This is a genomic window from Chloroflexota bacterium (assembly GCA_020161265.1).
GTDB lineage: Bacteria > Chloroflexota > Chloroflexia > Chloroflexales > Herpetosiphonaceae > Herpetosiphon.
In genome coordinates, this window is the sequence record JAIUOC010000002.1 from 131,085 (window position 1) to 154,391 (window position 23,307).

Annotated in this window: 16 protein-coding genes; 8 read left to right on the forward strand and 8 right to left on the reverse strand. The window is 49.0% G+C overall.

Annotated features, from left to right (window positions below; translation table 11 throughout):
- Positions 1-190: 190 nt before the first annotated feature.
- From LCH85_04900 to LCH85_04915, 4 genes are all read left to right on the forward strand, one after another.
- Positions 191-1,165 carry a thiamine pyrophosphate-dependent dehydrogenase E1 component subunit alpha gene (locus LCH85_04900; GenBank protein MCA0351314.1) on the forward strand — a complete coding sequence of 325 codons (975 nt, stop codon included), beginning with the start codon at positions 191-193 and terminating at the stop codon, positions 1,163-1,165.
- Positions 1,166-1,215: 50 nt separating this feature from the next.
- Positions 1,216-2,199, forward strand: coding sequence for an alpha-ketoacid dehydrogenase subunit beta (locus LCH85_04905; GenBank protein ID MCA0351315.1), 984 nt, complete (start codon positions 1,216-1,218; stop codon positions 2,197-2,199).
- Between the two features lie 97 nt (positions 2,200-2,296).
- Entirely contained in the window at positions 2,297-3,616 is a 1,320-nt protein-coding gene (locus LCH85_04910) for a 2-oxo acid dehydrogenase subunit E2 (GenBank protein MCA0351316.1), read from the forward strand.
- 334 nt (positions 3,617-3,950) lie between these two features.
- Positions 3,951-4,166, forward strand: a complete 216-nt coding sequence (locus LCH85_04915) for a hypothetical protein (protein MCA0351317.1) — start codon at positions 3,951-3,953, stop codon at positions 4,164-4,166.
- Positions 4,167-4,255: 89 nt separating this feature from the next.
- Here the strand turns inward: LCH85_04915 and LCH85_04920 are convergent, their stop codons facing one another.
- Complete coding sequence (locus tag LCH85_04920; GenBank protein MCA0351318.1) at positions 4,256-4,840, reverse strand: TetR family transcriptional regulator; 585 nt, start codon at positions 4,838-4,840, stop codon at positions 4,256-4,258.
- A 66-nt stretch (positions 4,841-4,906) separates the two neighbouring features.
- Positions 4,907-5,902, reverse strand: a complete 996-nt coding sequence (locus LCH85_04925; GenBank protein ID MCA0351319.1) for an aldo/keto reductase — start codon at positions 5,900-5,902, stop codon at positions 4,907-4,909.
- A 164-nt stretch (positions 5,903-6,066) separates the two neighbouring features.
- On the opposite strand from LCH85_04925, the gene LCH85_04930 reads away from it, so the two are divergent.
- Positions 6,067-6,573 carry a metallophosphatase family protein gene (locus LCH85_04930; protein MCA0351320.1) on the forward strand — a complete coding sequence of 169 codons (507 nt, stop codon included), beginning with the start codon at positions 6,067-6,069 and terminating at the stop codon, positions 6,571-6,573.
- 55 nt (positions 6,574-6,628) lie between these two features.
- Here LCH85_04930 and LCH85_04935 read toward each other — a convergent pair whose 3' ends face one another.
- Together LCH85_04935 and LCH85_04940 are read right to left on the reverse strand one after the other, a co-directional pair.
- Positions 6,629-7,891, reverse strand: a complete 1,263-nt coding sequence (locus tag LCH85_04935; GenBank protein MCA0351321.1) for an ABC transporter permease — start codon at positions 7,889-7,891, stop codon at positions 6,629-6,631.
- Complete coding sequence (locus tag LCH85_04940; GenBank protein MCA0351322.1) at positions 7,888-8,607, reverse strand: ABC transporter ATP-binding protein; 720 nt, start codon at positions 8,605-8,607, stop codon at positions 7,888-7,890. The genes LCH85_04935 and LCH85_04940 overlap by 4 nt, the downstream gene beginning before the upstream one ends.
- A 357-nt stretch (positions 8,608-8,964) precedes the next feature.
- Here LCH85_04940 and LCH85_04945 point away from each other — a divergent pair, with 357 nt between their 5' ends.
- The 3 genes from LCH85_04945 (at position 8,965) to pyk (ending at position 12,174) form a co-directional block, all read left to right on the forward strand.
- The gene (locus tag LCH85_04945) at positions 8,965-9,528 is read left to right on the forward strand and encodes an SGNH/GDSL hydrolase family protein (GenBank protein MCA0351323.1); all 564 of its coding nucleotides are present in this window, start codon (positions 8,965-8,967) and stop codon (positions 9,526-9,528) included.
- Positions 9,525-10,583, forward strand: coding sequence for a UDP-N-acetylglucosamine 2-epimerase (non-hydrolyzing) (wecB, locus tag LCH85_04950; protein ID MCA0351324.1), 1,059 nt, complete (start codon positions 9,525-9,527; stop codon positions 10,581-10,583). The genes LCH85_04945 and wecB overlap by 4 nt, the downstream gene beginning before the upstream one ends.
- A 175-nt stretch (positions 10,584-10,758) precedes the next feature.
- Positions 10,759-12,174 (forward strand): pyruvate kinase, encoded by a 1,416-nt coding sequence (gene pyk / locus LCH85_04955; GenBank protein MCA0351325.1) that lies wholly within the window; start codon positions 10,759-10,761, stop codon positions 12,172-12,174.
- A 51-nt stretch (positions 12,175-12,225) separates the two neighbouring features.
- On the opposite strand, the gene LCH85_04960 is transcribed toward pyk, so the two are convergent.
- The 4 genes from LCH85_04960 to LCH85_04975 all read right to left on the reverse strand — a co-directional run bounded on the left by LCH85_04960 (position 12,226) and on the right by LCH85_04975 (position 23,280).
- Positions 12,226-14,349 carry a hypothetical protein gene (locus LCH85_04960; protein ID MCA0351326.1) on the reverse strand — a complete coding sequence of 708 codons (2,124 nt, stop codon included), beginning with the start codon at positions 14,347-14,349 and terminating at the stop codon, positions 12,226-12,228.
- Positions 14,350-14,420: 71 nt separating this feature from the next.
- On the reverse strand, positions 14,421-16,823 hold the full coding sequence (locus LCH85_04965) for a cadherin-like domain-containing protein (GenBank protein ID MCA0351327.1): 2,403 nt from the start codon (positions 16,821-16,823) through the stop codon (positions 14,421-14,423).
- 63 nt (positions 16,824-16,886) lie between these two features.
- Positions 16,887-20,036 (reverse strand): cadherin-like domain-containing protein, encoded by a 3,150-nt coding sequence (locus LCH85_04970; GenBank protein ID MCA0351328.1) that lies wholly within the window; start codon positions 20,034-20,036, stop codon positions 16,887-16,889.
- Between the two features lie 67 nt (positions 20,037-20,103).
- The gene (locus tag LCH85_04975; GenBank protein ID MCA0351329.1) at positions 20,104-23,280 is read right to left on the reverse strand and encodes a tandem-95 repeat protein; all 3,177 of its coding nucleotides are present in this window, start codon (positions 23,278-23,280) and stop codon (positions 20,104-20,106) included.
- Positions 23,281-23,307 lie beyond the last annotated feature (27 nt).

A 23,307-nucleotide genomic window follows, 5' to 3' on the forward strand; every position in this document is an offset into this window, starting at 1 on the left:
CAAAACCAACACTGAGCAGTGGTGACAGCGCAGCCGAGGCTTTATGCTATACTTGTCATATAGGCCGTGTCAACGAGGACAACGCCAGTTTTTCCTTGCTTGCCCTTGCCTCGGTCGCCATACCGGGGTTTTTAACTTAACAGGGTTCGACGGACGAACAAAGTAATCCTTCATATGAGGAGTTGCCTTCATGGAGCAAGAACGCGATCAAACGCGGTTGTTAGCGATGTATCACACGATGGTTTTGGCTCGTTCGCTTGATGAGCGAATGTGGCAATTGAATCGTCAAGGCAAAGCCCCTTTTGTTATTTCCTGCCAAGGTCATGAGGCTGCTCAAGTAGGCGCAGCCTTTGCAATGCGCCCCAAACACGATTGGATTGTGCCCTACTATCGTGATTTAGCAATGATGTTGGCCATGGGAATGACCCCGCGCGAGGTGATGCTCGGCTTGTTGGCGAAAGCCGAAGATCCTAGCAGTGGTGGCCGCCAGATGCCCGCTCACTATAGCCATCGCGCTTTGAATATTGTTTCGCACTCGTCGCCAACGGGCACCCAAGTGCCGCATGCCGTCGGTGTCGCGATGGGCGCACAAATGCGCGGCGATGATATTGTGGTTTGGACGGCGTTTGGCGAAGGGACATCATCACAGGGCGATGTCCACGAGGCCATGAACTTGGCTGGGGTGATGAAATTACCAGTAATTTTCTTCTGCGAAAATAATGGCTACGCCATCTCCGTGCCCCAGCACAAACAAATGGGCGTGGAAAACGTCTCGGATCGCGGCCCAGGTTATGGGTTTCCTGGGATCACGGTTGATGGCACTAATGTGCTTGAGGTTTACGAAGCTATGACGGCTGCGGTCGAACGCGCCCGCCGTGGCGACGGCCCAACCTTGATCGAGGCCAAATGTGTGCGTTTGACCGCCCACTCCTCTGATGATAATGATCGGACGTATCGCTCACCCGAAGATATCAAGGCCATGCGCACCCGCGACCCAATCGCGAGCTTTGAACATTTCTTGCGCGATGAAGGCATGCTCGATGATGCCAAAGTTGCCGCAATTCGCGCCGAAATTAAAGAAATTGTCAATGATGCAACAGCCTATGCTGAAGCAGCACCCTTGCCCGATCCCAGCACGGTGCGCAAATATGTGTTTGCCGAATAATCGTGCTCGCAGGCAGTTTCGCTATTGATTCATATGCATAGAGGTATCAGGTGGCAGAATTAAATCTCTTGGAAGCGATCAATCAAGCGCTCGACCAAGCCATGGCCAACGACGAGCGGGTCTATATTATTGGTGAAGATGTTGGTCAGCGCGGCGGGGTGTTTCGGGTTACCGATGGTTTGCACGCCAAATATGGGAGCAAACGGGTGATCGATGCACCACTCGCTGAGTCAATTATTATTGGCTCGTCAATTGGTGCAGCAATGTATGGTATGCGCCCAATCGCCGAAATTCAATTTGCCGATTTTATCTTCCCAGCCTTCAACCAAATTATCAGCGAAGCCGCCCGCATGCGCTATCGCTCAAATAATACGTGGGAAGTACCCTTAGTTATTCGCGCTCCCTATGGCGGCGGTATCCACGGGGCACTCTATCACTCACAAAGTATCGAGGCCTTTTTCGCCCATATTCCAGGCCTCAAGGTGGTTGCGCCGTCAACGCCGTATGATGCCAAGGCTATGCTGCTGGCAGCGATTGATGATCCCGATCCAGTGTTGTTTTTAGAGCACAAAAAATGCTATCGCTTGATCAAAGGCTATGTGCCAGATGAGCACTATACTGTGCCAATTGGCAAGGCCGATATCGCCCGTGAAGGCAGTGATGTTTCGGTCATTACGTATGGAATGATGCGTCATTACGCCGTTGAGGCCGCTGAAATGCTGGCCAAGGAAGATATTAGCGTCGAAGTCGTTGATTTGCGTTCGTTAGTGCCACTTGATCGCGAAACAATTCTCAATTCGGTTAAGAAAACCAGTAAAGTGTTGGTGCTCTACGAAGATAATTTGTTTGGTGGTTATGGCGCAGAAATTGCCGCAATCATCGCCCAAGATGGCTTTGAATACCTCGATGCGCCAGTGCAACGCTTAGCAGGCTTGGATATTCCAGCGATGCCCTATAGTGCGCCACTCGAAAACGAGTTCTTGCCAACTCCAAGCAAAATTGCCGATACACTGCGCGATTTAGTCAATTATTAGTGGCGATTGGCTGTAGGCGATTGGCTATTGGACAGTGAAGATCCAACTTAGCTTTAGCTTATAGCCCATCAGCATCGATACCATAGAAAGGACTGGGATGTCCGTCGAATTTAAGATGCCAAAGCTTGGTGAGAGCGTCACCGAGGGCACAGTTGGGCGCTGGCTCAAGCAACCAGGCGAGAGCCTTGAACTCTATGAGCCAATGCTCGAAGTTACCACCGATAAAGTGGATACCGAAATTCCTTCGCCAGTCAATGGGCGCTTGCTCGAAATTCGGGTCAACGAAGGCGATACCGTGCCAGTTGGTACGGTCATTGCGGTCTTGGAAGATAGTAGTAGCGCTACGGTTGCCGCCGTTGCTGCACCAGCTGCACCCGCCGTCACCAGCCAAGCAAGCAGCAATAACGGCGGTGGCAATAGCTTTATGTCACCAGTCGTTGCTCGCTTGGTCAGCCAGCATAACCTCGATATTAAGCAAATTGCTGGCACTGGCAAAGATGGCCGCGTCACCAAGCAAGATGTTGAGCGCTTTATGGCTCAGGGTGATGCTGCCAAACCAGCACCGATGCCCATGCCAACGCCAACCGCGCCAACCCCAGCGCCAATGCCCGTAATCAAACCAAGCTCAACGCCAGCACCAATGCCGACGATTACTGGCAGTTTGCTGGCTAAACCAGTGGCTTATACTCCGCCAGCCACGCCAGCCGTGCCGAGCATCGAGCCATTTGTTGGTGATGAATTACAACCATTGAGTGGCATGCGCCGCGCAATCGCTGAGCATATGGTGCGCTCAAAAGCAACCTCGCCGCACGTTACCACAGTGATGGAAGTTGATCTCAGCACGATCATCGCGCATCGCGACCAACATAAAGCCGATTTCGAGCGTCAAGGGGTTAAATTAACCTTTACACCCTATTTTGTGCAGGCAACTGTAGCAGGCTTACGAGCAGTGCCAATTGTCAATGCCACCTATACCGATGAAGGCATTTTGCTGCATAAATCGGTTAACGTTGGCATGGCCGTGGCCATTCCCGATGGCCTGATCGTGCCAGTGCTGCATAACGCCGATGAAAAGAGCTTGCTGGGACTTTCGCGCACAGTCAACGATTTGGCCGAACGCGCCCGCACGCGTCGCCTAACTGCCGATGAAGTTAAAGATGGTACTTTTACCATTACAAATCACGGCGTAAGTGGCTCGCTATTTGCCATGCCAATCATCAACCAGCCTCAATCGGGCATTTTGGGAATTGGTGCAATTCAAAAGCGGCCTGTGGTCGTGACGATCAACGGAGCCGATGCAATCGCCATTCGGCCCATGTGCTACCTCAGTTTTACGTTTGACCACCGTTTGATCGATGGCGCAACCGCCGATAAATTCTTGGCAATCGTCAAGCAACAACTTGAGCAATTTGCCTAGATCATAAGCAATAAAACCCCTTGCTGATCGCAATCAGTGAGGGGTTTTGTGTAATTTACGACCTCAAGCCCACTTTTATCCGATCAATGCATGGATTAATCGGCTCTTACTCTGCGGCTCTGCGTTAAATTGAGCGCTTGATCGCAATATTTATCCAATAACTGAGGCTGTCCCTACCAATTTCCAACCTTCGCGAGCTTCGCATTCTTCGCGGTTAAAAATCATACTCGTAATCGCGCATAATACCGCTGATGGCCTGCAAAAAATCATTTACAGTCGGTAGTAATCCTGCTATGATAGCCGCGATACGCCTTTCATTAGGGGGATTCTGATCATGGCCGATCTCTCAGCCTTCCTTGACAAAGCCTTCGAAAACTCAAGCTTCGAGGAACTCGCCGATGCCCCAGTCGATGCCCTCGCCGGAATTAGCAAAAGTGATGCTGAAGCCCTCAAACAAGCCCTTGGAATCAAAACAATTCGTCAGTTGGCCGAACACAAAGTCATTCTGATCGCCCAAGCCATTGCTGGCCTCGCCACCGCAAAGAAATAATCAAGTCGCACGTAGCAACAAAATTGTTTAACCAAAATGCAGGATGCAGCGCTAAAGCCACATCCTGCATTCGTGATTAATATTGATGTTTAGCGCACCAGTAAGCCGTTAATCATCAATTCCCAAACCGCTTCAAATTCCACCGCCAAGCTTGGCTCACTCCAAGCCGCCACAAACAGCGGGTTGTGAAAGCGGGCGGTTGCATGCCAAATCGCGGTTGCCGTCGCATTGGCATCATTCACCACAAACTCAGCACTAGCCACACCTTCATGCACCAAACGCTCAATCTGGGCGATCATATGTGCCACATGTTGATCGGTTACCTGACGTAGCCCTTGCACCAAGCCACTATAGGTCGCAAAAAGTTGCGGATCTTGGCTGGCTCGCTGTTGTTTGGTATGCATCAAACACTCCAGCCAAGCCCGTAATTTAGCTACACTTCGGTCTTGGCATTGCAGCACCTCATCCAACGGCGCTGAAATTTCAGCTAGCCAGCGTTCAGCAACCGCATCGAGCAAGGCCGATTTGCTAGCAAAATGGCGATACACACTGCCATGGCTAACTCCCAGTTCACGGGCAACATCAACTACTGTGGCTTTATTTGGCCCATAGCGCCGCAACACATCAACAGTAGCATTCAAAATTCGTTCGGGAGTCAGCGTTTCAGCGTGCATAGTTGGTCTTCCTGTAGCAAAGCGATTTGCACCATTTTAAGCGATTAGCGCAGCATCGCAAGTGCTTTAGCGTTCACTATCCAAATGTTGCATCAAATAGGCATTGTAGCGTTCGCCCGCCGCCGAACCTTTGGGAATCACCCGTTCAATTGTGGCTAATTCATCAGCATTCAAATTAATTTCAAGGCTGGTCAATGAATCGTGCAATTGATGCAAACGGCGTGCCCCGAACAATGGAATAATATCGACCCCTTGTGCCACAACCCATGCACTAGCAATTTGGGCAATACTCGCACCCTTGGCATCGGCAATTGTTTGCAACGCTGCAACCAGTTCTAAATTATGATCAAGGTTCTCGCCTGTGAAACGCGGGCCATGGGAACGAAAATCTGAGCCAGCCAAAACCCGTTCTTTCGACCAGGCACCGCTCAGTAAGCCACGTGAAAGCACTCCATAGGCAGTGATGCCGATGCCCAATTCGCGGCAAGCAGGCAAAATTTCGGCCTCGATGCCACGCGACATCAAGGAATATTCAATTTGCAAATCGACAATTGGATGTACGGCTGCTGCCCGTCGAATCGTTTCGGCCCCAACTTCCGACAAACCGATATGACGCACATAGCCTTTTTCGACCATCTCGGCAATCGCCCCAATTGTTTCTTCAATCGGTACATTCGGGTCAAGTCGCGAAGGCCGATAAACATCAATGTAATCGGTATTCAAGCGGGTAAGGCTATGATAAAGAAAATTCTTAACTGCGGCTGGCCGAGCATCGTAGCCAAGCCACGCACCATCAGGGCTACGCAATGCCCCAAATTTGACACTCAAAACAACATCGGAGCGTGAACGCTCTCCCAAGGCTTCGCTAATCAGCAATTCGTTATGGCCCATCCCATAGAAATCGCCAGTATCCAGCAAATTGACTCCAGCATCAAGCGCTGAATGAACCGTCGCGATGCTCTCGGCACGATCCGAAGGCCCGTACATCCCCGACATCGCCATACAGCCTAAGCCTGCTGCCGAAACCACCAAACCATCACGACCTAATTGGCGCTTTTGCATGATCATCACTCCATCGCATAAATTCGTAACTAAGCTTAAGTATAAATTATCAAATGACAGATGTCAATATCTGTCATTACATTTTCGTAAGCTATGATGAGCTATGCTATGATGAGCTATGCTATGATGAGCTAGGATTCTTGTGGATTGTGGTGAGGCATGTGATGCAACGGATTTGTATTGTTTCGGATACCCATGGCAAGTTTGACCCACGAATCGAGCAGCTTTTTGTAGGCGCAGCAGCGATTGTACACGCAGGCGATATCGGGCGAGCACAGCCGCCGATCATCGAACGCTTGGGGGCGATTGCCCCGGTTACGGCGGTGACAGGTAACGTCGATTGGAATACAGCCCTCGATATTTACCCAATTAATACAACGCTTGAGGTGCAAGGCATTCGGATTATGATCCAGCATATTGGCGATATTCCCAAACGCTGGCATCGCCAATTGCCGCAACCCTTGCCCCATGTGGTGATTTGTGGCCATAGCCATATCGCTTTAATCGAAGAATATCAAGGGGTCTTGTTTATCAATCCTGGTTCAGCTTCGCAGCCACGCGGCCAACTCGGCGAGCCAACTGTAGCTTTCTTAGATATTCAAGAAAATGGCGAGTTTCACGCTGAAATTATTCCGCTCAAAATGGCCGAATTTATCAAACATGCCGATTAAACAGCAATCCCCTCACCAAAATTAATGGCGAGGGGATTTGCCTTACCAAGCGAGTTTATTCGTGACGCAGCGCCTTGATTGGGTCAAGTCGGGCGGCCCGAGCGGCGGGATACAAGCCTGCAATAATCCCGACCACCAAGCCAAAGCCCAGCGCTAGCGCAATCAGCCACGGTGGAATATAGAAGAAATCGCCGCGAATTGGCACTTGTTCTTGTTCGAGGTAGGCGAGGGCAAAGCGATTGAGTACGCGGCCCGTACCCCAACCACCCAGTAACCCGACAACTCCCCCAAAGAAGCCAATCATGCCAGCCTCAGTCATAAAGAGCGTGCGAATATTGCCGCGCGAAGCACCGATGGCCTTGAGCGTACCAATTTCACGAGTCCGCTCATAAATCGCCATAATCATGGTGTTCATAATCCCGATTGTGGCGACGAACAGCGCCAAGCCACCAACCGAGCCAAGCATAATATTGATCACCAAGAAAATTTTCGAGGCCAATTCGAGTACAGTTTCAACTGATTGCACCCGAAAGCGCTGGGTTCGTAGTTCATTGGTCAATTGACGGGCTACATTCAAATCTTTGGCGCGAATCAAGGCATAATCGTAGCCTTCGGTTGCCAACAAATCTGGCTCGTTAAACCACCAAGCCTTGAGGGCTATGCTATCGTTGGGGGTTAATGCAACCAAATTATTATCAGCGCTCGAAACACCCACAAGCGTATAATCAAAGGTTTGCGATTCGCCGCGCGGGGTTTCCATCACCAACTGCACTTCTTGTCCAATCAGATTATTAACTTCAGCAGTGAGGCCCAAACGGCGCAATGCTCGCTGCGAAATCACAATCTCGCCATCTTTGGTGGGGCGCAACACACCAGCCAAGGCGGTTGGCGGCGTTTCAAAGGGATTATTGATGCCAACCCCAGGATCAACCCCAACTGCAATTGTTGCGGTCGCATCGCCAGGTAGCACCAACCGTTTCGAGATCGATTCGTTGACATCGACGATTGGGGTAACGCTGACAATATCGGGGCGTTGCTGCCACTCGGCAATTTTGGCAGGCGAAATTACCACTTCCCGTTCGGGGCGCACATAGCGTGTATAGGGATTGCGCTCGGCATCACGTGGCTGAACAACGACATTTTCTAGCCCGATGGCATCGAATTGTTGCTGAATAACTCGCTGAACCCCGACCCCCAGCGAAAGCATGACCACAATCGTGAAAATCCCAACCGTCACGCCTAGCGAGGTTAACGAAGTACGGACTTTGCGGCGGGTTAAATTGCTCCAAGCAGTGCGTAAAATATCGCCAAATGTCATGCTACAGCCTCCGCCGTTCGTTCAACAATTTCAATTTGCTCAATAATTCCATCGCGCATATGGACAATGCGATCAGCATACGAGGCAGCATTCATGTCGTGAGTGACCATCAGCAAGGTCACTTGTTGTTCGCGTACAAGCCGTTGCATCAACAATAAAACATCGCGGCCAGTGCGCGAATCCAGGTTCCCCGTTGGCTCATCGGCTAGAATCAACACCGGATCATTGGCCAAAGCCCGCGCAATTGCCACCCGTTGTTGCTGCCCGCCCGAAAGCTCAGCCGGACGGTGATCGGCGCGATCGCCCAGCCCAACTTGATCGAGCAAATGCTCAGCCCGTTTGCGCCGTTCGCTACGACCACGGCCAGCTAACATCAAGGGCAAGGCCACATTTTCCCATGCTTGATTGGTTGGCAAGAGATTAAAGCTCTGAAAAATAAAGCCAACCCGATCGCGGCGAAAGCTGACTAATTTTTTATCGGGGGCATGCCCAAGCTCCAAATCATCAACCCACACTTCACCTGAGCTTGGCCGATCAAGGCCACCAATCACATTTAATAAGGTCGATTTGCCTGAGCCAGATGGCCCAACCAATGCCACAAACGTGCCGCGTTCAATCTCCAAATCAACGCCAGCCAACGCCTGGACAGTATTTTTCCCCATTTGATAGGTTCGTTGGAGGTTGGTAGTTCTAATTAATGAGCTAGCTTGACCCATAGCGACTCCTTGGAAAATAAGCTGGCTTAACCATACCATAGGAATTTGCGCCTGTTATGGGCAATTTTATGATCATCTATGACACGCTGTCAGCAAGCACTCACTCGATCAAGCTAACGTAGCTATGTCAATAGCTAAATTGGCCCTTTTATTTATAGCCAGATTGGCCTATAATCAACCGCGCTTCCCAAGATTAATCAGTAATTAGCTATTTTAAACAAATTTTAATATCTGGCTAGCTGGGTTAGGATTGTGTGTGTGAGTTGAGGGAGGTGGGCATAATCAGGTTAATCTTGCTCGGATCGCGTGGAATACTCGCTGTCGGGATTATTTTTGATTATTAGGTTGATTATTATTATGCATTATCAAAATATGTTGTGTATTGGCGATAGCCAAACCTTTGGTGCCCGTTCGTATGGCTGTTATCCCTTACATTTGGCTCAAATGTTAACTCAGCGCACACCCTATCAATGGCGCACGATTAATCGCAGTGTCAATGGCTATACTGCACGCAACTTGTGGTTTAAGCTCAACGAAGAAATTGATACGATTAGCGATACCTATCAATCATGTGTGTTGATTGGTACAAATGATGTCGGTAATAATACCCCAATCGATCTTTTTGAAGAATATTATCGCCAAATTATTCGCACCCTCTTGATTAAAGGCCACAAAGCAGTTTTTTGTGGCGAGATTCCGCCAATCTATGCTGATGGGCATATTTTCTTCACCAAAGAAACCCTCGAACGCCGCAAACAATACAATGCGGTAGTCGGCAAAGTGGTTGCTGAATTTAGCAAAGCCATTTGGGTTCCGATGGTTGGCTTAAATCGCGAATGTTATGTTGACCCAGTGCACTTCAACGAAGATGGCAATCGGCGCGTCGCCGAATCATTCTGTGAGGTCATTGTAAATTTATGAAAATTGGGATTGTGCTTGGCACGCGGCCTGAGGTGATGAAAAATTATGCGATTGTGCAAGCCTTACGCGCGGCTGATGTGCCATTTGTGGTGCTTCATACCAATCAGCATCATGATCATTTGCTGCAAACCGCGATTTTTGGCCAAATGGGCTACATGCCCGACGAGGTTTTTCCTGGCAACTACAGCATCGGCGCAGCGATCGATTGGGTGCGTGAGCAAATTCGCCGCCATGACATCGACTTGATTTTGGTCAATGGCGATACTGCGGCGGCCTTGGTTGGAGCGATCGCGGCAGTCTACTCCGATGTTGGTTTAGCCCATGTCGAAGCAGGCCTGCGGGCCTTCGATAAACGCATGTATGAAGAGCGCAATCGAATTATGGTCGATGGTGCGGCGCATTATTTGTTCTCATACACTCAATATCAAGCCGATTATTTGGCTAAAATTCCCGATTTGCGTGGGCGAATTTTCAATATTGGCAATACGACGGTTGACTTGATTCATGATTTTGCCCATGAACTCACGCCACGCCGCACCGATACCTATGCCTACATCACCTTGCATCGCAAAGAATTTACCGATAGCCGCGAGTTGATGCAGCAAGTTTTCAGCACAATCAATGAGCTGGCCCAAGAATTCGATGCCATGATTTTCCCCATGCATCCACGCACGCGGGCGGCCATGGAGCACTATGGCTTGAGCATGGATCTGCTCAGTCGGGTGCAGGTGCTTGATCCCGTCGAGCCATTTGAATCGCTGGCCTATGAAAAATACGCCAACATTATCATTACCGATAGCGGCTGTATTCAAGAAGAAGCCTATATTTTTGGCGTGCCCTGTGTGACGGTGCGCGATAACACCGAGCGGCCTGAAACGATCGATTCGGGCGCGAATGTGGTCACGGGCTTCGAGCCAGCCACAATTATCGCGGCTGTGCGCAATCAGCGAGCCAAAAAAGGCCAGCAATTTGCCCCGGTTTATGGTGAACGTGGGGTTGGCCAACGGATTGTGGAAACCTTGCAAACACATTTTCGCAGTTGGTCGGATTACTAAATTTGACGCAGCGCATTACACAATAGCTTGCTAGAATCGACTAAAAACGCATCCCTTGTGGATGCGTTTTCGTTTATAATTGGAGCGAATTGAATTAGTCATCACTTGAGAACTTTAGGTCACTGTTTCGCCAAAGATGCCGACGCGGTGTTCCGCACTTAACACGAGGTCATCAATGCGCCGAACCAAAATTGTTGCCACGCTCGGGCCAGCCTCTGATACTGAGGAAAAAATGACAGCGTTGGCATTAGCGGGAATGAATGTTGCTCGCTTAAATTTCTCCCATGGTACTCATAACGACCATTCAGAACGCATTCGGCTCCTGCGTCAAATTTCAATTAAGCTCAATCGCCCGATTGCAGTGCTGCAAGACTTACAAGGGCCAAAAATTCGCACTGGCAAATTAGTTGATAAACAGCCGATTCCGCTCAAGGCTGGCGAAAGTTTCGTGATTACAATTGAAAGTGAAGTTGGTCGGGTTGGTCGGGTCAATACCACCTATAAAAATTTACCCAGCGATTGTAAGCCTGGCGATCGAATTTTGCTCTCCGATGGTTTGATCGAGCTGCGCGTGCAAGAATGCACCAAAACTGAAGTGATCACCGAAGTCGTAACGGGCGGGATGTTGCGCGAAAATCAAGGCATCAACTTGCCTGGCGTGGCCGTTAGTGCTCCGGCCATGACCGAAAAAGATCGTGAAGATTTGATCTTTGGCTTGCACGAAGGGGTTGATTATGTAGCAATCTCGTTTGTGCGCCGCGCCGAAGATGTGCAATTGGTTAAGCAAGAAATTGCTGGGGCTGGCTATCGCACCCCCGTGATCGCCAAAATTGAAAAACCTGAAGCGGTTGATAATATTGAATCAATCGTCGCCGTCGCTGATGGGATCATGGTTGCGCGGGGTGATTTGGGTGTGGAAATGCCGCCTGAAGAAGTGCCATTGATTCAAAAATTGATCATTGCCTCAGCCAATCGCGCTGGAATTCCGGTGATCACTGCGACCCAAATGCTCGAATCGATGATTGTCAATCCACGGCCAACTCGCGCCGAAGCCAGCGACGTGGCTAACGCGATTCTCGACGGCACTGATGCAGTGATGCTTAGTGGTGAAACCGCCAACGGAGCCTATCCAGTTGAAGCGGTGACGATTATGGCGCGAATTGCCGAAGTAACTGAGCGCGGCGCACCACCACGCGATGCCCAACAACGCAATGAGTCAGATGCGCCCGAAACTTATTCGCACGCAATCAGCCATGCCGCTTGTGCAATTGCTGAATCGATCGATATTGCGGCGATTGTTGCATTTACCTCATCGGGCTTTACGGCGCGGTTGGTCGCCCGCGATCGCCCACGTGTGCCGATTATCGCCATGACCCACGAATACGATGTCTATCATCGGTTGGCCTTGCTGTGGGGGGTTGAATCGTTGCTGTGCCCATTTGTGACGCGGCTTGACGATTTGAGCAACTTGGCGCGGGCAATTATGATCGAGCGCCAAGTGATCAAGCCAGGCGATTCGGTCGTGATTACTGGCGGTCACCCCTTGGCGGTGCGTGGTACAACCAACTTCCTCAAGATTCTTTCAATCTAAAAAACACGAGGCCGCTCAATCCTGAGCGGCCTCGTGCTTTAATCACTAAGCTTAGCGCATAGCAAATGGCGCATACACCACATAGGTTGGCACAACCCAGCTAGGCTCGCCATATGTCCAAGCAGCAATCATCGATGATTCGTAGGTATTACCAACAGTATCGAATACTCCACTGAGATACATACGGGTTGGGGTAGCAACCAAGCTATTGACCGAGATCGTTGTTGAAGTCTCATAGCGCCGCTGAACCCCACCACCAACACTATTCCAAACCCCGTTCCAGCGCAGAATGCCAGGGCTAACCACGCCACCAGTTATCCCTCTGAATTCGCCAGCAACATACAAACCATCAGCGCCCATTTCAAGATCATGAATTGTACCGTCAATAAGTCCAGCTAAAGCCGACCAGCGTGCGCCATTCCAGTAGGCGATTTTATGGGCGGTTATGCCAGTAATGCTGCTAAATGTACCAGCCACATAGAGGCCATCGGCACTGGCTTGAAGTTTCTCGATCCTGTTCACACCAGTGACAATCGTATGCCATTGCGTGCCATCCCAACGGGCCACTTGCGTGCCGTCGCTAATATAGACAAGGCCATTCAAGGCTTCAACCACAGTTACTTGACTGAATGAGGCTGGCGCAGCAAACGCTTGCCATTGGCCGTTATCCCAAACGATTAAGTTAGCGCTGTCTACCCCAGCGAATTGGCTAAAATCGCCTGCCACGTAGAGTTTGGCTTGGTCGCGAGCAATTGCCGAGACCATTTGCTCGGAAACGGCATTCCAAGTCATTGAGATCGAATTCGTGTAATAGAGTTTAGGACTTTGCAGCAAAAAGTTTGTATCACTCAACACTTCCAATTGCTTGGGTGTTTCCCAATTCGAAAACTCAATTGGTAGCTCAATGATCGATTGCCAACCGCTTGCTGAATCAAAACGAATCAATGCTCCGCGTCCAGTGCTCCACATTGCACGGAGAGAGGAATAGCCATAGATCGTTTCGCCAACATCACTGAGGGTAAGTGGGCCACTATACAGCCCATTGGGAGTCATCGATTCCCAATGATCATCGCGCCAGACCAACCGATTTAGACCACGATGCTCACCGCTGATCAGTAAATTGCCCAGAGCATACATTTCATTTCCAAACTCAATTAACGAATATTTGGGAAATATAATCCAACTATAGTGTGCATAGCCGGCTTGGGCGAGAATCGTCCAATTTGTGCCATCCCAATAATGGAGTGGCACATTAGCATAATTTATATGACCCAGGGCATACAAGCCGCTATCTCGTATAAGCAGACTTTCAATCCGATGCGGAATACCATTGCCAAAACTATCCCAGCTTGTGCCATTCCAAGCTGCAATATTATGCATTTGCAGGTTGGTAGTTGAAGTAAATTGACCGCCGATCACCAATTGATCATCAGCGATTTGTAAATCCACAACTTGACCAGTTATCCCGCCACCAACATCGTGCCATTGCGTACCATCCCAGCGGACTAGCCCACCTTGGTTCTGAGCACTAATTGGCTGAATCGAGCCACCAGCATACAAACCATCGGCGGTGCCTAGTAGCTTGAAGGCAAACCCATCAAATCCAGAGCCAACTTCACCCCATTCCGTACCATTCCAACGGGCAATATTTTGGTAGGCATGGCCATCGATCACCAAAGGATTGCTACTTAAATAAAGTTCATTCTGGTAACTCGCCAATACCATATGGCTATAATCATTCACCACCGTGGCTAATGCAGTCCAAGTTGTGCCATCCCAATAGGCCAAATCAATGTCTTGACCAGCAAGGTTTAAGATTCCAGCAGCATAGAGTTTATCTTGATGCCCTATGATCGATTCTACATGGCCACTAAGAGTCCCCAACTGCAACCATTGCCGACCATCCCAATACCGAACCCCGGCATTGGTACTCAGATTTATAGAATTCCGATCAACAGAGCTAGCATAGAGTGTACCATTCCATACCAATGGGTGTTGAAGCCCATAATCATTGGAATTGGCTCCAAAGGCAGCAAATTCATTGCTCCACGAATTGGCATTTGAAGCTTCACTCGGTTGCACAGCTTGAGTTGGATCAATCGCTAGGCTCAATCCGCAGCTCAATAAACCAACGATTGCACCGATGCGCCCTAAGCGCCGAAATAATTTTAGCATAATGTTTTCTCTTGCCCTCAACTAACTAATGGACAGGTGCTAGCATTTTAGTGCTAACACATGCCTCAATCTTATCGGGTAACTGCTGGTAAATACAGCTCACTCAAAACCACATTGGGGGTATTCCAAACATGCAGCCGTAATTGAGCTGTGGTTGTTACGGCATTGATTGGATCGCGCACGGTATAAGTCAGAGTATCAATCCCGGCAAATTGAGGATACGGCGTGTAAACCACCGAATTACCGCTAATCACAGCCGTGCCATGGCTTGGCGCTGTGAGATTCACCAGTTGCAATTGGGACGGCTGATAGCTCCAATCATTGGCTAAAACATTGACCGTAACTGCTTGAGGCCGATAAGTAATCGCATAATCTGGTTTAGCCTTGATCAAGGGTTCGTTGCCATACTCCCACACAGCAAAATTGTATGACTCATATTGGTTGCCAACCCAATTGAAGTCACCATACATAAACATACGGGTTGGAGTGGCGGCTAAGCGCTGAACCGTCCCATTGCCAACTCCACTTGGGTATTTAAGCGTTTGCACACCGCCACCAACGCCATGCCATGCCGCCCCATCCCAACGCAGAATGCCTGGGCTAACGATGCCATTGTTCAAACCGAAAAAGTTGCCAGCCACATAGAGGCCATCGGCTCCCATTTCAAGGTCGTTGATCGAGCCACTAATCGTACCACTCAAGCCCGCCCACACTGTGCCATTCCAATAGGCGATTTTGGGGGCTGTCACGCCGCCAACGCTGCTAAAGGTGCCAGCGATATATACGCCATTGGCGGTTGCTTCAATTGAACCAATATTGACCACATTGGTGGCAAGGGTTGTCCACTGCGTACCATCCCAGCGAGCCAATTGAAAGCCATCGCTGATATACACGTCATTACCATGGGCCTCAATCAGCACCACTTGATCAAATGAGGCTGGGGTATTCAAGGCTTGCCATTGCGTGCCATCCCACGTCACCAAATTATGCGCCGTGACCCCATTGAATTGCTCAAAATCACCAGCAACGTACAATTTATTGTTGGATTGGGCAATTGCATCAACCACATGAATCACGCCAATTTGATTCCAGGTTGTGCTAGCAGCTTGATACAACGTATTGTTAGCAACGATAAAATGGCTTTGTTGAAAAGCCTCCAGTGCTTGCGGTGGCTCCAATGTATATTGACGTTCAACAATTGTTTGCCATTGCTGGTTGCTGCCAAACTGGGCCAAGGAAGCAGTACCATTGCCCCAATAAAAAGTTCTTGCTGCTACCAAGAGATTTTCGTCGTCAGTCGCAATTGCAGCACTTTGTGGAGCAAAAATACCATTGGGAGACATTGAATCCCAGTGTGTGCCATTCCAACGTAAGGTTGAATCACCATGATGGACTGGTTGCGAGGAATCACTACTATAGCCAATTTCCCCAATGAGCAACAATTCTTGCTGATATTGCACAAACATAGCATGTGGGGGTAATAGCCAATTATTCCTATACGGATAGTTCATTGAAGCAAGATTGGTTAAGAGTGTCCATTCATCCCCATCCCAATGCAGATACTCATAGCCTACACCAGTTGGCCGATTCAGTACATAGAGTTCACCATCCATAATTGTCAGATTATGGATACTGCCAGCCAAGCCTGTACCGAAGGTATGCCAACTCGTGCCATTCCAAGCCGCCACATTCTTCATAGTTGGTACAAGCGTTGAGGTAAATTGACCACTAATATAGAGCTGACTATTGGCCCACTTCAGATCAAATACATGGCCATACACCCCACCACCAACAGTTTGCCATTGGGTGCCATTCCAATACAAAACGCCTGTCTTTTGATTATTGAATACGAAAGAGCCACCCAGATATAATCCATCAGGGCGGACTAGCAGGCTAAAGACAATACCGTCAATCCCGGCTGCCGCCGCATGCCACTGTTCCCCATCCCAACGCGCTAAACTACCATAGGCTTGACCATCGATAATCAATTGATAGCCGCCAACATAGAGCTGATTGGCGTAACTTATTAGATTTAAAGGACTATTTAGGGTGAATTGCGTGGGCATGGCTGTCCACAAATTACCATCCCAAGAGGCAAGGTTGAGGTTCTTGCCAGCGATGGTTATTCGTCCAGCCACATATAAGCGATTTTGATGAACGGTTAAACTATCAACAAAGCCACCTAGGCCATCGATCTTCAGCCATTGTTGACCATTCCAATAGCCCACCCCCGACTCAAAGTTGTCGTGCCCATGCAGAATTGCATACAGCGTGCCATTCCACTCAATTGGGCGCAACGGGGTATAGCTATTATCGGCAGTTTTGAAATACAAGCCAAAATCTTGGCTCCATGTGCCTGGGCTAGTTGGGGTTTGCGATTCCACGGCTGCCACCGGATCGGTTGGATTGGATACTCCACCCATCATGATCAACAACAGGGTAACGATGCTGATAAATTTTGAACTTCTTAGCATTGACGTGTCCTCTCAGAGCTAAGTTGAATAGCGGCAATCGCTCACCGCTACCCGCTAATCTCATTATTTACTGGTATAAGGCAAAAATAGCCGATAACTCAGACCATGTACCACAACCGTGCCCTCTCGCAAGCCACCATGACCATCACTGATGGTATAGGTGATCGGCTCTTCAAATGGATACATGCTTGGCGTAGTATAGTGCAGTCGATTATTGCTGATGATGACTGTTCCATAGGTGCTATGAGCTTGGGTTATGGTCAGTAGATCGCCATTCAGGTCAGTGGCATGAGCCAACACATCGACCGAGGTTGTACTATTGGGATGCATTGTAATCGTGATTGGCGCTACCGTTGGCACATGATTCTGTACCGCAATTGTCAAGGTTCCGGTTGCGGTTACGCCACGGGTTTGATTGCGCACGGTATAGGTTAAGGTTTCAGTGCCTTGAAATGTAGCAGTTGGTACATAACGCACTTGATTACCGCTGATTGTGGCCGTACCATGAATAGACTCTTCAACAGCCACCACCGCCAAGGGTTCTCCATTAATCGTCCAGTCATTGGCAATCACATCAACGCTGACTGAATATGGACGATAGGTTGTCGCATAATCAGCAGTTGCAGTTACGATTGTATCGATACTTCGGAGCTTGATTCGGGCGGTTTGTTGGCCGCCATGACCATCACTCACCGTATACGTCACCACATCGGTAAAATGTTGTTGCTTCGGCGGTATGTAGCGCAATTGATTATTGACAATCGTTAGCGTGCCAGTTACAACACTGGCTTGGGTGATCGTCAAGTCATCGCCATTCAAATCAATCAAGCCATCTAATGGATCAAGCAGCGTTTCAGTAAATGGATAAATCGCTTGTTCTCGATCGGCAATGCTTGGGAAGTGATTCCAGACATGGACCTGGAGTTGCGCTGTGCTGGTGACTGCATTAATTGGATCGCGCACGGTATAAGTCAAGGTTTCAACGCCTTCAAATTGGGCATCGGGCGTATACACTACTGAGTTACCGTTAATCACTGCCGTGCCATGGCTTGGGCTGCTCACATTCACCAACTGCAATTGGTTTGGCTGATCGCTCCAATCATTCGCCAGCACATTCACCGCAACTGGCTGCGGACGATAGGTAATGCCATAATCAGACTTGGCTGCGATCAAGGGTTCGTCGCCATATTCCCATGCCGCAATCTGACTCGATTCATAACTAGTACCCACTCGATTAAAAGGGCCATGCAAAAACATACGAGTTGAAGTTGCGGCGAGTTGAGTCACATTGCCCGACTGAACGCCACCACCAACGCCATGCCAAGCAGCGCCATCCCAGCGCAGAATACCTGGGCTAACGATACCATTGGTAATCCCACGAAAACTACCTGCAACATACAGGCCATCGGCACCCATTTCAAGATCATAGATCGAACCATCAACCACACCCGTCACACCTGACCAAGTTGTGCCATTCCAATAGGCAACTTTTGGCGCAGCTACACCGCCGACACTGCTAAATGTGCCTGCGATATAAACCCCAGTGGCAGTCGGCTCAACCTCACCAATATTGATCACATTGGTAGCGAGGGTTGTCCACTGTGTACCATTCCACCGCGCGAGTTGCAAACCATCGCTGATATACACATAATTGGCATCAGCCTCAACGATCGAGACTCGATCAAACGAAGCAGGTGGATTAAAGGCTTGCCATTGGCTGCCATCCCATGTCACCAGATTATGCGCCACAACCCCATTGAATTGCTCAAAATCACCTGCCACATACAACAGATTATTGGCTTGGGCAATTGCATTGACATGGGCGTTACTCACGCTATTCCAATCATTAGTGGCTGCCTGATACAGTCCATATTGTGAGATACTAAAAAAGTATTGTTGATACTTCTGGAGTGCTTGGACGGAAGACAAACTTTGCGAAGAACCACCAATCAGTGATTGCCATTGGTCGCTTGCATTTAGCTGCGCCAAAGTCGCATGCCCATTGCCCCAGTCCATACGATTATCAGCAACATACAAATTGTCGGCATCAGTGGTAATGGCAGCCTCATAGGCAGTGGTTCCATTGGGAGTCATGGCTTCCCAGCGATCACCCTGCCAACGCAAGGCCGAATCGCCGTAACGGTACTCGGGTGGTGTGGTATTAAAAAATTGTATCGGCCCAAAGGCCAACAATTCTTGCTGGTACGTCACCAACACTGCATCAGGAAAGCGTTCCCAAACAGGGTAATTATTCAATCGGGTCAGATTCGCTAAACTAACCCATTGGTTTGCATCCCAGCGTTGCAGTTGAAATCCTGAACCAATTTGACTTAGCGCATATAAATCACCATCGAACATCGTTAGATTATGGGTTTCATTGTTAAGGCCCGTACCGAAGGTTTCCCAATCGGAGCCATTCCACATCGCCACATTCTTCATGCTTGGCACAAGCGTTGAGGTAAATTGGCCACTGACATAGAGCTGATTATTGAAGGATTTTAGATCAAAAACCCACCCATGGATTCCGCCGCCAACTGGCTCCAAAGCTGAACCATTTAAACGGAGTAATCCATTAATTTGACCATTTAGATCAAATACTCCGTTCACATACAAACCATCAGGACGTGATAATAAACCAAGCACCAAACCAGGAACGTAAGCAGCGACCTGATGCCATTGTGTTCCATCCCACCGAGCGATTGTGCCGAAAGCTTGACCATCAATGACTAATTCGAAGCCACCAACATACAGTTGATTTGCATGGCTAACCATTTGTAGCAGGTTATTAGGATTCAATCGAGTTGGCATGGCGGTCCACAGGTTACCATCCCAAGAGGCAAGGTTGATGTTCTTACCAGCGATGGTGAAGCTTCCTGCAACATATAAGCGATTTTGATGGACGGTCAATGAATAAACATCACCAGTCAGACCATCAAGTTTCAACCACTGCTGACCACTCCAATAGCCAACGCCTGATCCCCAACCATAACCCCCAAATAGTGAGGCATAGAGCGTGCCATTCCATTCAATTGGGCGGATCGGGGCATAGCCGTAATATTGTTTATCTGGCCCAGCAAAGGCTTGGCTCCATGTGCCTGGGCTAGTTAGGGTTTGCGGCTCCACGGCTGCCACCGGAGCGGTTGGCTTGATGATCGTACTTACAATAAGTAACAGCAGGATAACGATGCTGATGAGTTTCGAACCTCTGGGCATTGACGTGTCCTCTCAGAGCTAGGTTGAGGAGCGGCAATCGGTGCTCGATTGCCGCTGATTTAATCGTTTATTTACTGGTATAGGGCAGAAATAATTGATACTTCGCGCTATTGACCACAATCGTTGCTACTTGCGAACCGCCATGATCATCGCTGACGGTATAGCTAATTGTGGCAGCAAATGGATAGTAGTTTGGCGCGGTATAGCGCAATTGATTATTCACCACGGCAACCATGCCCGGTGCGGCACTTGCCAAGGAAATCGCTACAGGATCGCCATTCAAATCACTGGCATGAGCTAATACATCGACCAAGGTTATACTATTGGGCTTGACGGTGATCGTCATTGGAGCAACCGTTGGCGCATGATTCTGCACCTCGATGGTTAGAATTGCCGTCGCGGTGACCCCACGAGTTTGATTGCGCACCGTATAGTTCAAGGTTTCTGTGCCTTGAAAGGTTGCGTTTGGAACATAGCGCACTTGGTTGCCACTGATCGTTGCCGTGCCATGGCTGGCTGCGCTCACCGCAATCAGCTGGATTAGCTCGTTATTAAGTGACCAATCATTTGCTAAAACTGCCACATTGACCGCATGTGGTCGATAGGTTGTGGCATCATCATCAACTGCAACTACCACAGCATCAATACTACGCAGCTTAATTCGCGCGGTTTGTTGACCACCATGGCCATCACTGACTGTATAGATCACCACATCCGTGAACTGCTCTTGGTTTGGCGGCATATAGCGTAATTGATTATCAACAATCGTCACCGTGCCAGTGATCGCACTAGCTTGGGTGATCGTCAAAGCATCGCCATTCAAATCAATCAAGCCATCCAATGGATCAAGCAGTGTTTCGCTAAATGGATAAACCTCGTGTTCTTGATCATCAATCGTGGGAAAGTGATTCCAGACCTGCAACCGCAATTGGGCGGTCGTGGTGACGGCATTAATTGGATCGCGCACGATATAATTCAAGGTTTCAGCGCCTTGAAATTGCGCTTCCGGCGTATAGACCACCGAATTACCGCTGATGACCGCAGTGCCATGGCTCGGGTTACTGACTTCTACCAGTTGCAATTGGTTTGGCTGATCGCTCCAATCATTCGCTACCACATTCACCGTAACTGGTTGCGGACGATAGCTAATACCATAATCGGGCTTGGCTTTGATTAATGGTTCATTGCCATATTCCCATGCTGCAATCTGGCTCGATTCATAACTATTGCCCACCTGATTGAAAACACCATGCATCATCATACGGGTTGGAGTTGCCACTAAGCGTTGAACCGAGCCATCGCGGCTGCCTGGGTACTGATACCATTGAACACCGCCAGCAAGGCCATGCCATGACATCCCATCCCAGCGCAGAATGCCTGGGCTAACAATCCCATTGGTAATCCCACTGAAAGTACCAGCGACATACAAGCCATCAGCACCCATTTCAAGGTCATTGATCGAACCACTAATCGTCCCACTCAAGCCCGACCAAGCCGTGCCATTCCAATAGGCGATTTTAGCTGCATTCACCCCACCAATGCTGCTAAATGTGCCAGCGATATACACGCCATTGGCATCTGGCTCAATTGAACCTATCCTGGTCACATTACTAGCAAGGGTTATCCACTGGCTACCATCCCAGCGGGCGAGTTGCACGCCATCGCTAATATAGACATAGTTGGCATCGGCCTCAACGATTGTCACCCAATCAAACGAGGCAGGGGTATTTAAGGCTTGCCATTGACTGCCATTCCAGGTCACCAGATTATGCGCCGTGACCCCGTTGAATTGCTCAAAATCGCCAGCAACATACAAGAGATTATTGGCTTGGGCCAAACTCTCAACATTAGCAGAGCTAACTTGAAGCCAAGTATTATTGCCCGCTTGGTATAACCCACGTTGTTCTGCAATAAAAAAGCTCTGTTGATATTTTTGAAATCCTTGGATCGGGAGCGGGGCATTTGAATTGCTATAATCAATCAATTGTTGCCATTGATCACTTCCATTCAAATGGGCCAAGGAAGCCAATCCATTACCCCAAAACACACGGCTCGCTGCAAGATAAACATCTTCGTTATCACTGGCTAAGAGCGCATCGCTAACAAAGTCAATTCCATTGGGAGTCATGGATTCCCAGTGATCGCCTTTCCAGCGCAAGGCTGAATCACCCCAATTGAATGATTGCTCAGTGCCAGACACAAAACTGATTGGGCCAAACGCCAGTAATTCTTGCTGATACTCTAGCAATACTGCATCAGGATTGAGTAACCAAGAACCACCCAAGTTAATTTGCTTAAGACTAGCTAAACTAGTCCATTGGTTTGTATCCCAACGCTGTAAATGCAAAATCGGAGTATTAGGAGAATTAGATGTTTTACTGAGCGCATATAGTTCGCCATCAACCATTGCCAAATTATGAGTCGGGCTGACAATCCCAGTGCCGAAAGTATCCCAATTTTTGCCATTCCATGCAGCCACATTCTTCATGGTTGGTACAATGGTTGAGGTAAATTGACCGCTAATATAGAGTTGACTATTGGCCCATTTCAGATCAAAGACTAAACCACGAACCCCACCGCCAACATTCTGCCATTGGCTACCATCCCAACGAATCAGGCCAGTGCCCTGTCCATTGAGGAGAAATGAGCCACCAAGATATAAGCCATCGGGCCGCGAGAGCATGCTAAAAATCACACCATCGATCGCTTCGGCGGCAGCATGCCATTGGGTTCCATCCCAACGAAAGAGTAATCCTGAGCCTATCGAATGGCCCCCAACATACAGTTGATCATTATGGCTAGCTAATACGAACACATTGGCATCAAATTGAATTGGCATCGCCGTCCAGAAGTTGCCATCCCAATAGGCAATGTTAACGTTCTTACCACCAAGATACAAATTGCCAGCGGCATATAAGCGATTTTGATGCACCACCACAGAATCAACTAAGCCCTTCAGTCCATCAATTCTTACCCATTGCTGACCATTCCAATAGCCAACTCCAATTTCAACGCCACTTAATCCGAGGATTCCAGCATACAATACGCCATTCCATTCCACTGGACGGCCTGGCATATACCCATGGCTTGTTTTATGTGGCCCCGCAAAGGCTTGGCTCCATGTGCCTAGGCTAGTTGGGGTTTGCGGCTCCACTGCCACGACAGGAGTAGCTGGCTTTTGTAAAGCTCCAACTAACAGCACAATGATTGCGAATAAACCGATTATGTTTGATGGTTTAGGCATATTTAATACTACTTTCAGAAAACAAAG

What these genes read in the sequence shown, in the direction of transcription:
- LCH85_04900 (MCA0351314.1), top strand. Translation starts at nt 191, where the DNA reads ATGGAGCAAGAACGCGATCAAACGCGGTTGTTAGCGATGTATCACACG.
- LCH85_04910 (MCA0351316.1), top strand. Translation starts at nt 2,297, where the DNA reads ATGTCCGTCGAATTTAAGATGCCAAAGCTTGGTGAGAGCGTCACCGAG.
- LCH85_04915 (MCA0351317.1), top strand. Translation starts at nt 3,951, where the DNA reads ATGGCCGATCTCTCAGCCTTCCTTGACAAAGCCTTCGAAAACTCAAGC.
- LCH85_04920 (MCA0351318.1), bottom strand. Translation starts at nt 4,840, where the DNA reads ATGCACGCTGAAACGCTGACTCCCGAACGAATTTTGAATGCTACTGTT.
- LCH85_04925 (MCA0351319.1), bottom strand. Translation starts at nt 5,902, where the DNA reads ATGCAAAAGCGCCAATTAGGTCGTGATGGTTTGGTGGTTTCGGCAGCA.
- LCH85_04930 (MCA0351320.1), top strand. Translation starts at nt 6,067, where the DNA reads ATGCAACGGATTTGTATTGTTTCGGATACCCATGGCAAGTTTGACCCA.
- LCH85_04935 (MCA0351321.1), bottom strand. Translation starts at nt 7,891, where the DNA reads ATGACATTTGGCGATATTTTACGCACTGCTTGGAGCAATTTAACCCGC.
- LCH85_04940 (MCA0351322.1), bottom strand. Translation starts at nt 8,607, where the DNA reads ATGGGTCAAGCTAGCTCATTAATTAGAACTACCAACCTCCAACGAACC.
- LCH85_04945 (MCA0351323.1), top strand. Translation starts at nt 8,965, where the DNA reads ATGCATTATCAAAATATGTTGTGTATTGGCGATAGCCAAACCTTTGGT.
- wecB (MCA0351324.1), top strand. Translation starts at nt 9,525, where the DNA reads ATGAAAATTGGGATTGTGCTTGGCACGCGGCCTGAGGTGATGAAAAAT.
- pyk (MCA0351325.1), top strand. Translation starts at nt 10,759, where the DNA reads ATGCGCCGAACCAAAATTGTTGCCACGCTCGGGCCAGCCTCTGATACT.
- LCH85_04960 (MCA0351326.1), bottom strand. Translation starts at nt 14,349, where the DNA reads ATGCTAAAATTATTTCGGCGCTTAGGGCGCATCGGTGCAATCGTTGGT.
- LCH85_04965 (MCA0351327.1), bottom strand. Translation starts at nt 16,823, where the DNA reads ATGCTAAGAAGTTCAAAATTTATCAGCATCGTTACCCTGTTGTTGATC.
- LCH85_04970 (MCA0351328.1), bottom strand. Translation starts at nt 20,036, where the DNA reads ATGCCCAGAGGTTCGAAACTCATCAGCATCGTTATCCTGCTGTTACTT.
- LCH85_04975 (MCA0351329.1), bottom strand. Translation starts at nt 23,280, where the DNA reads ATGCCTAAACCATCAAACATAATCGGTTTATTCGCAATCATTGTGCTG.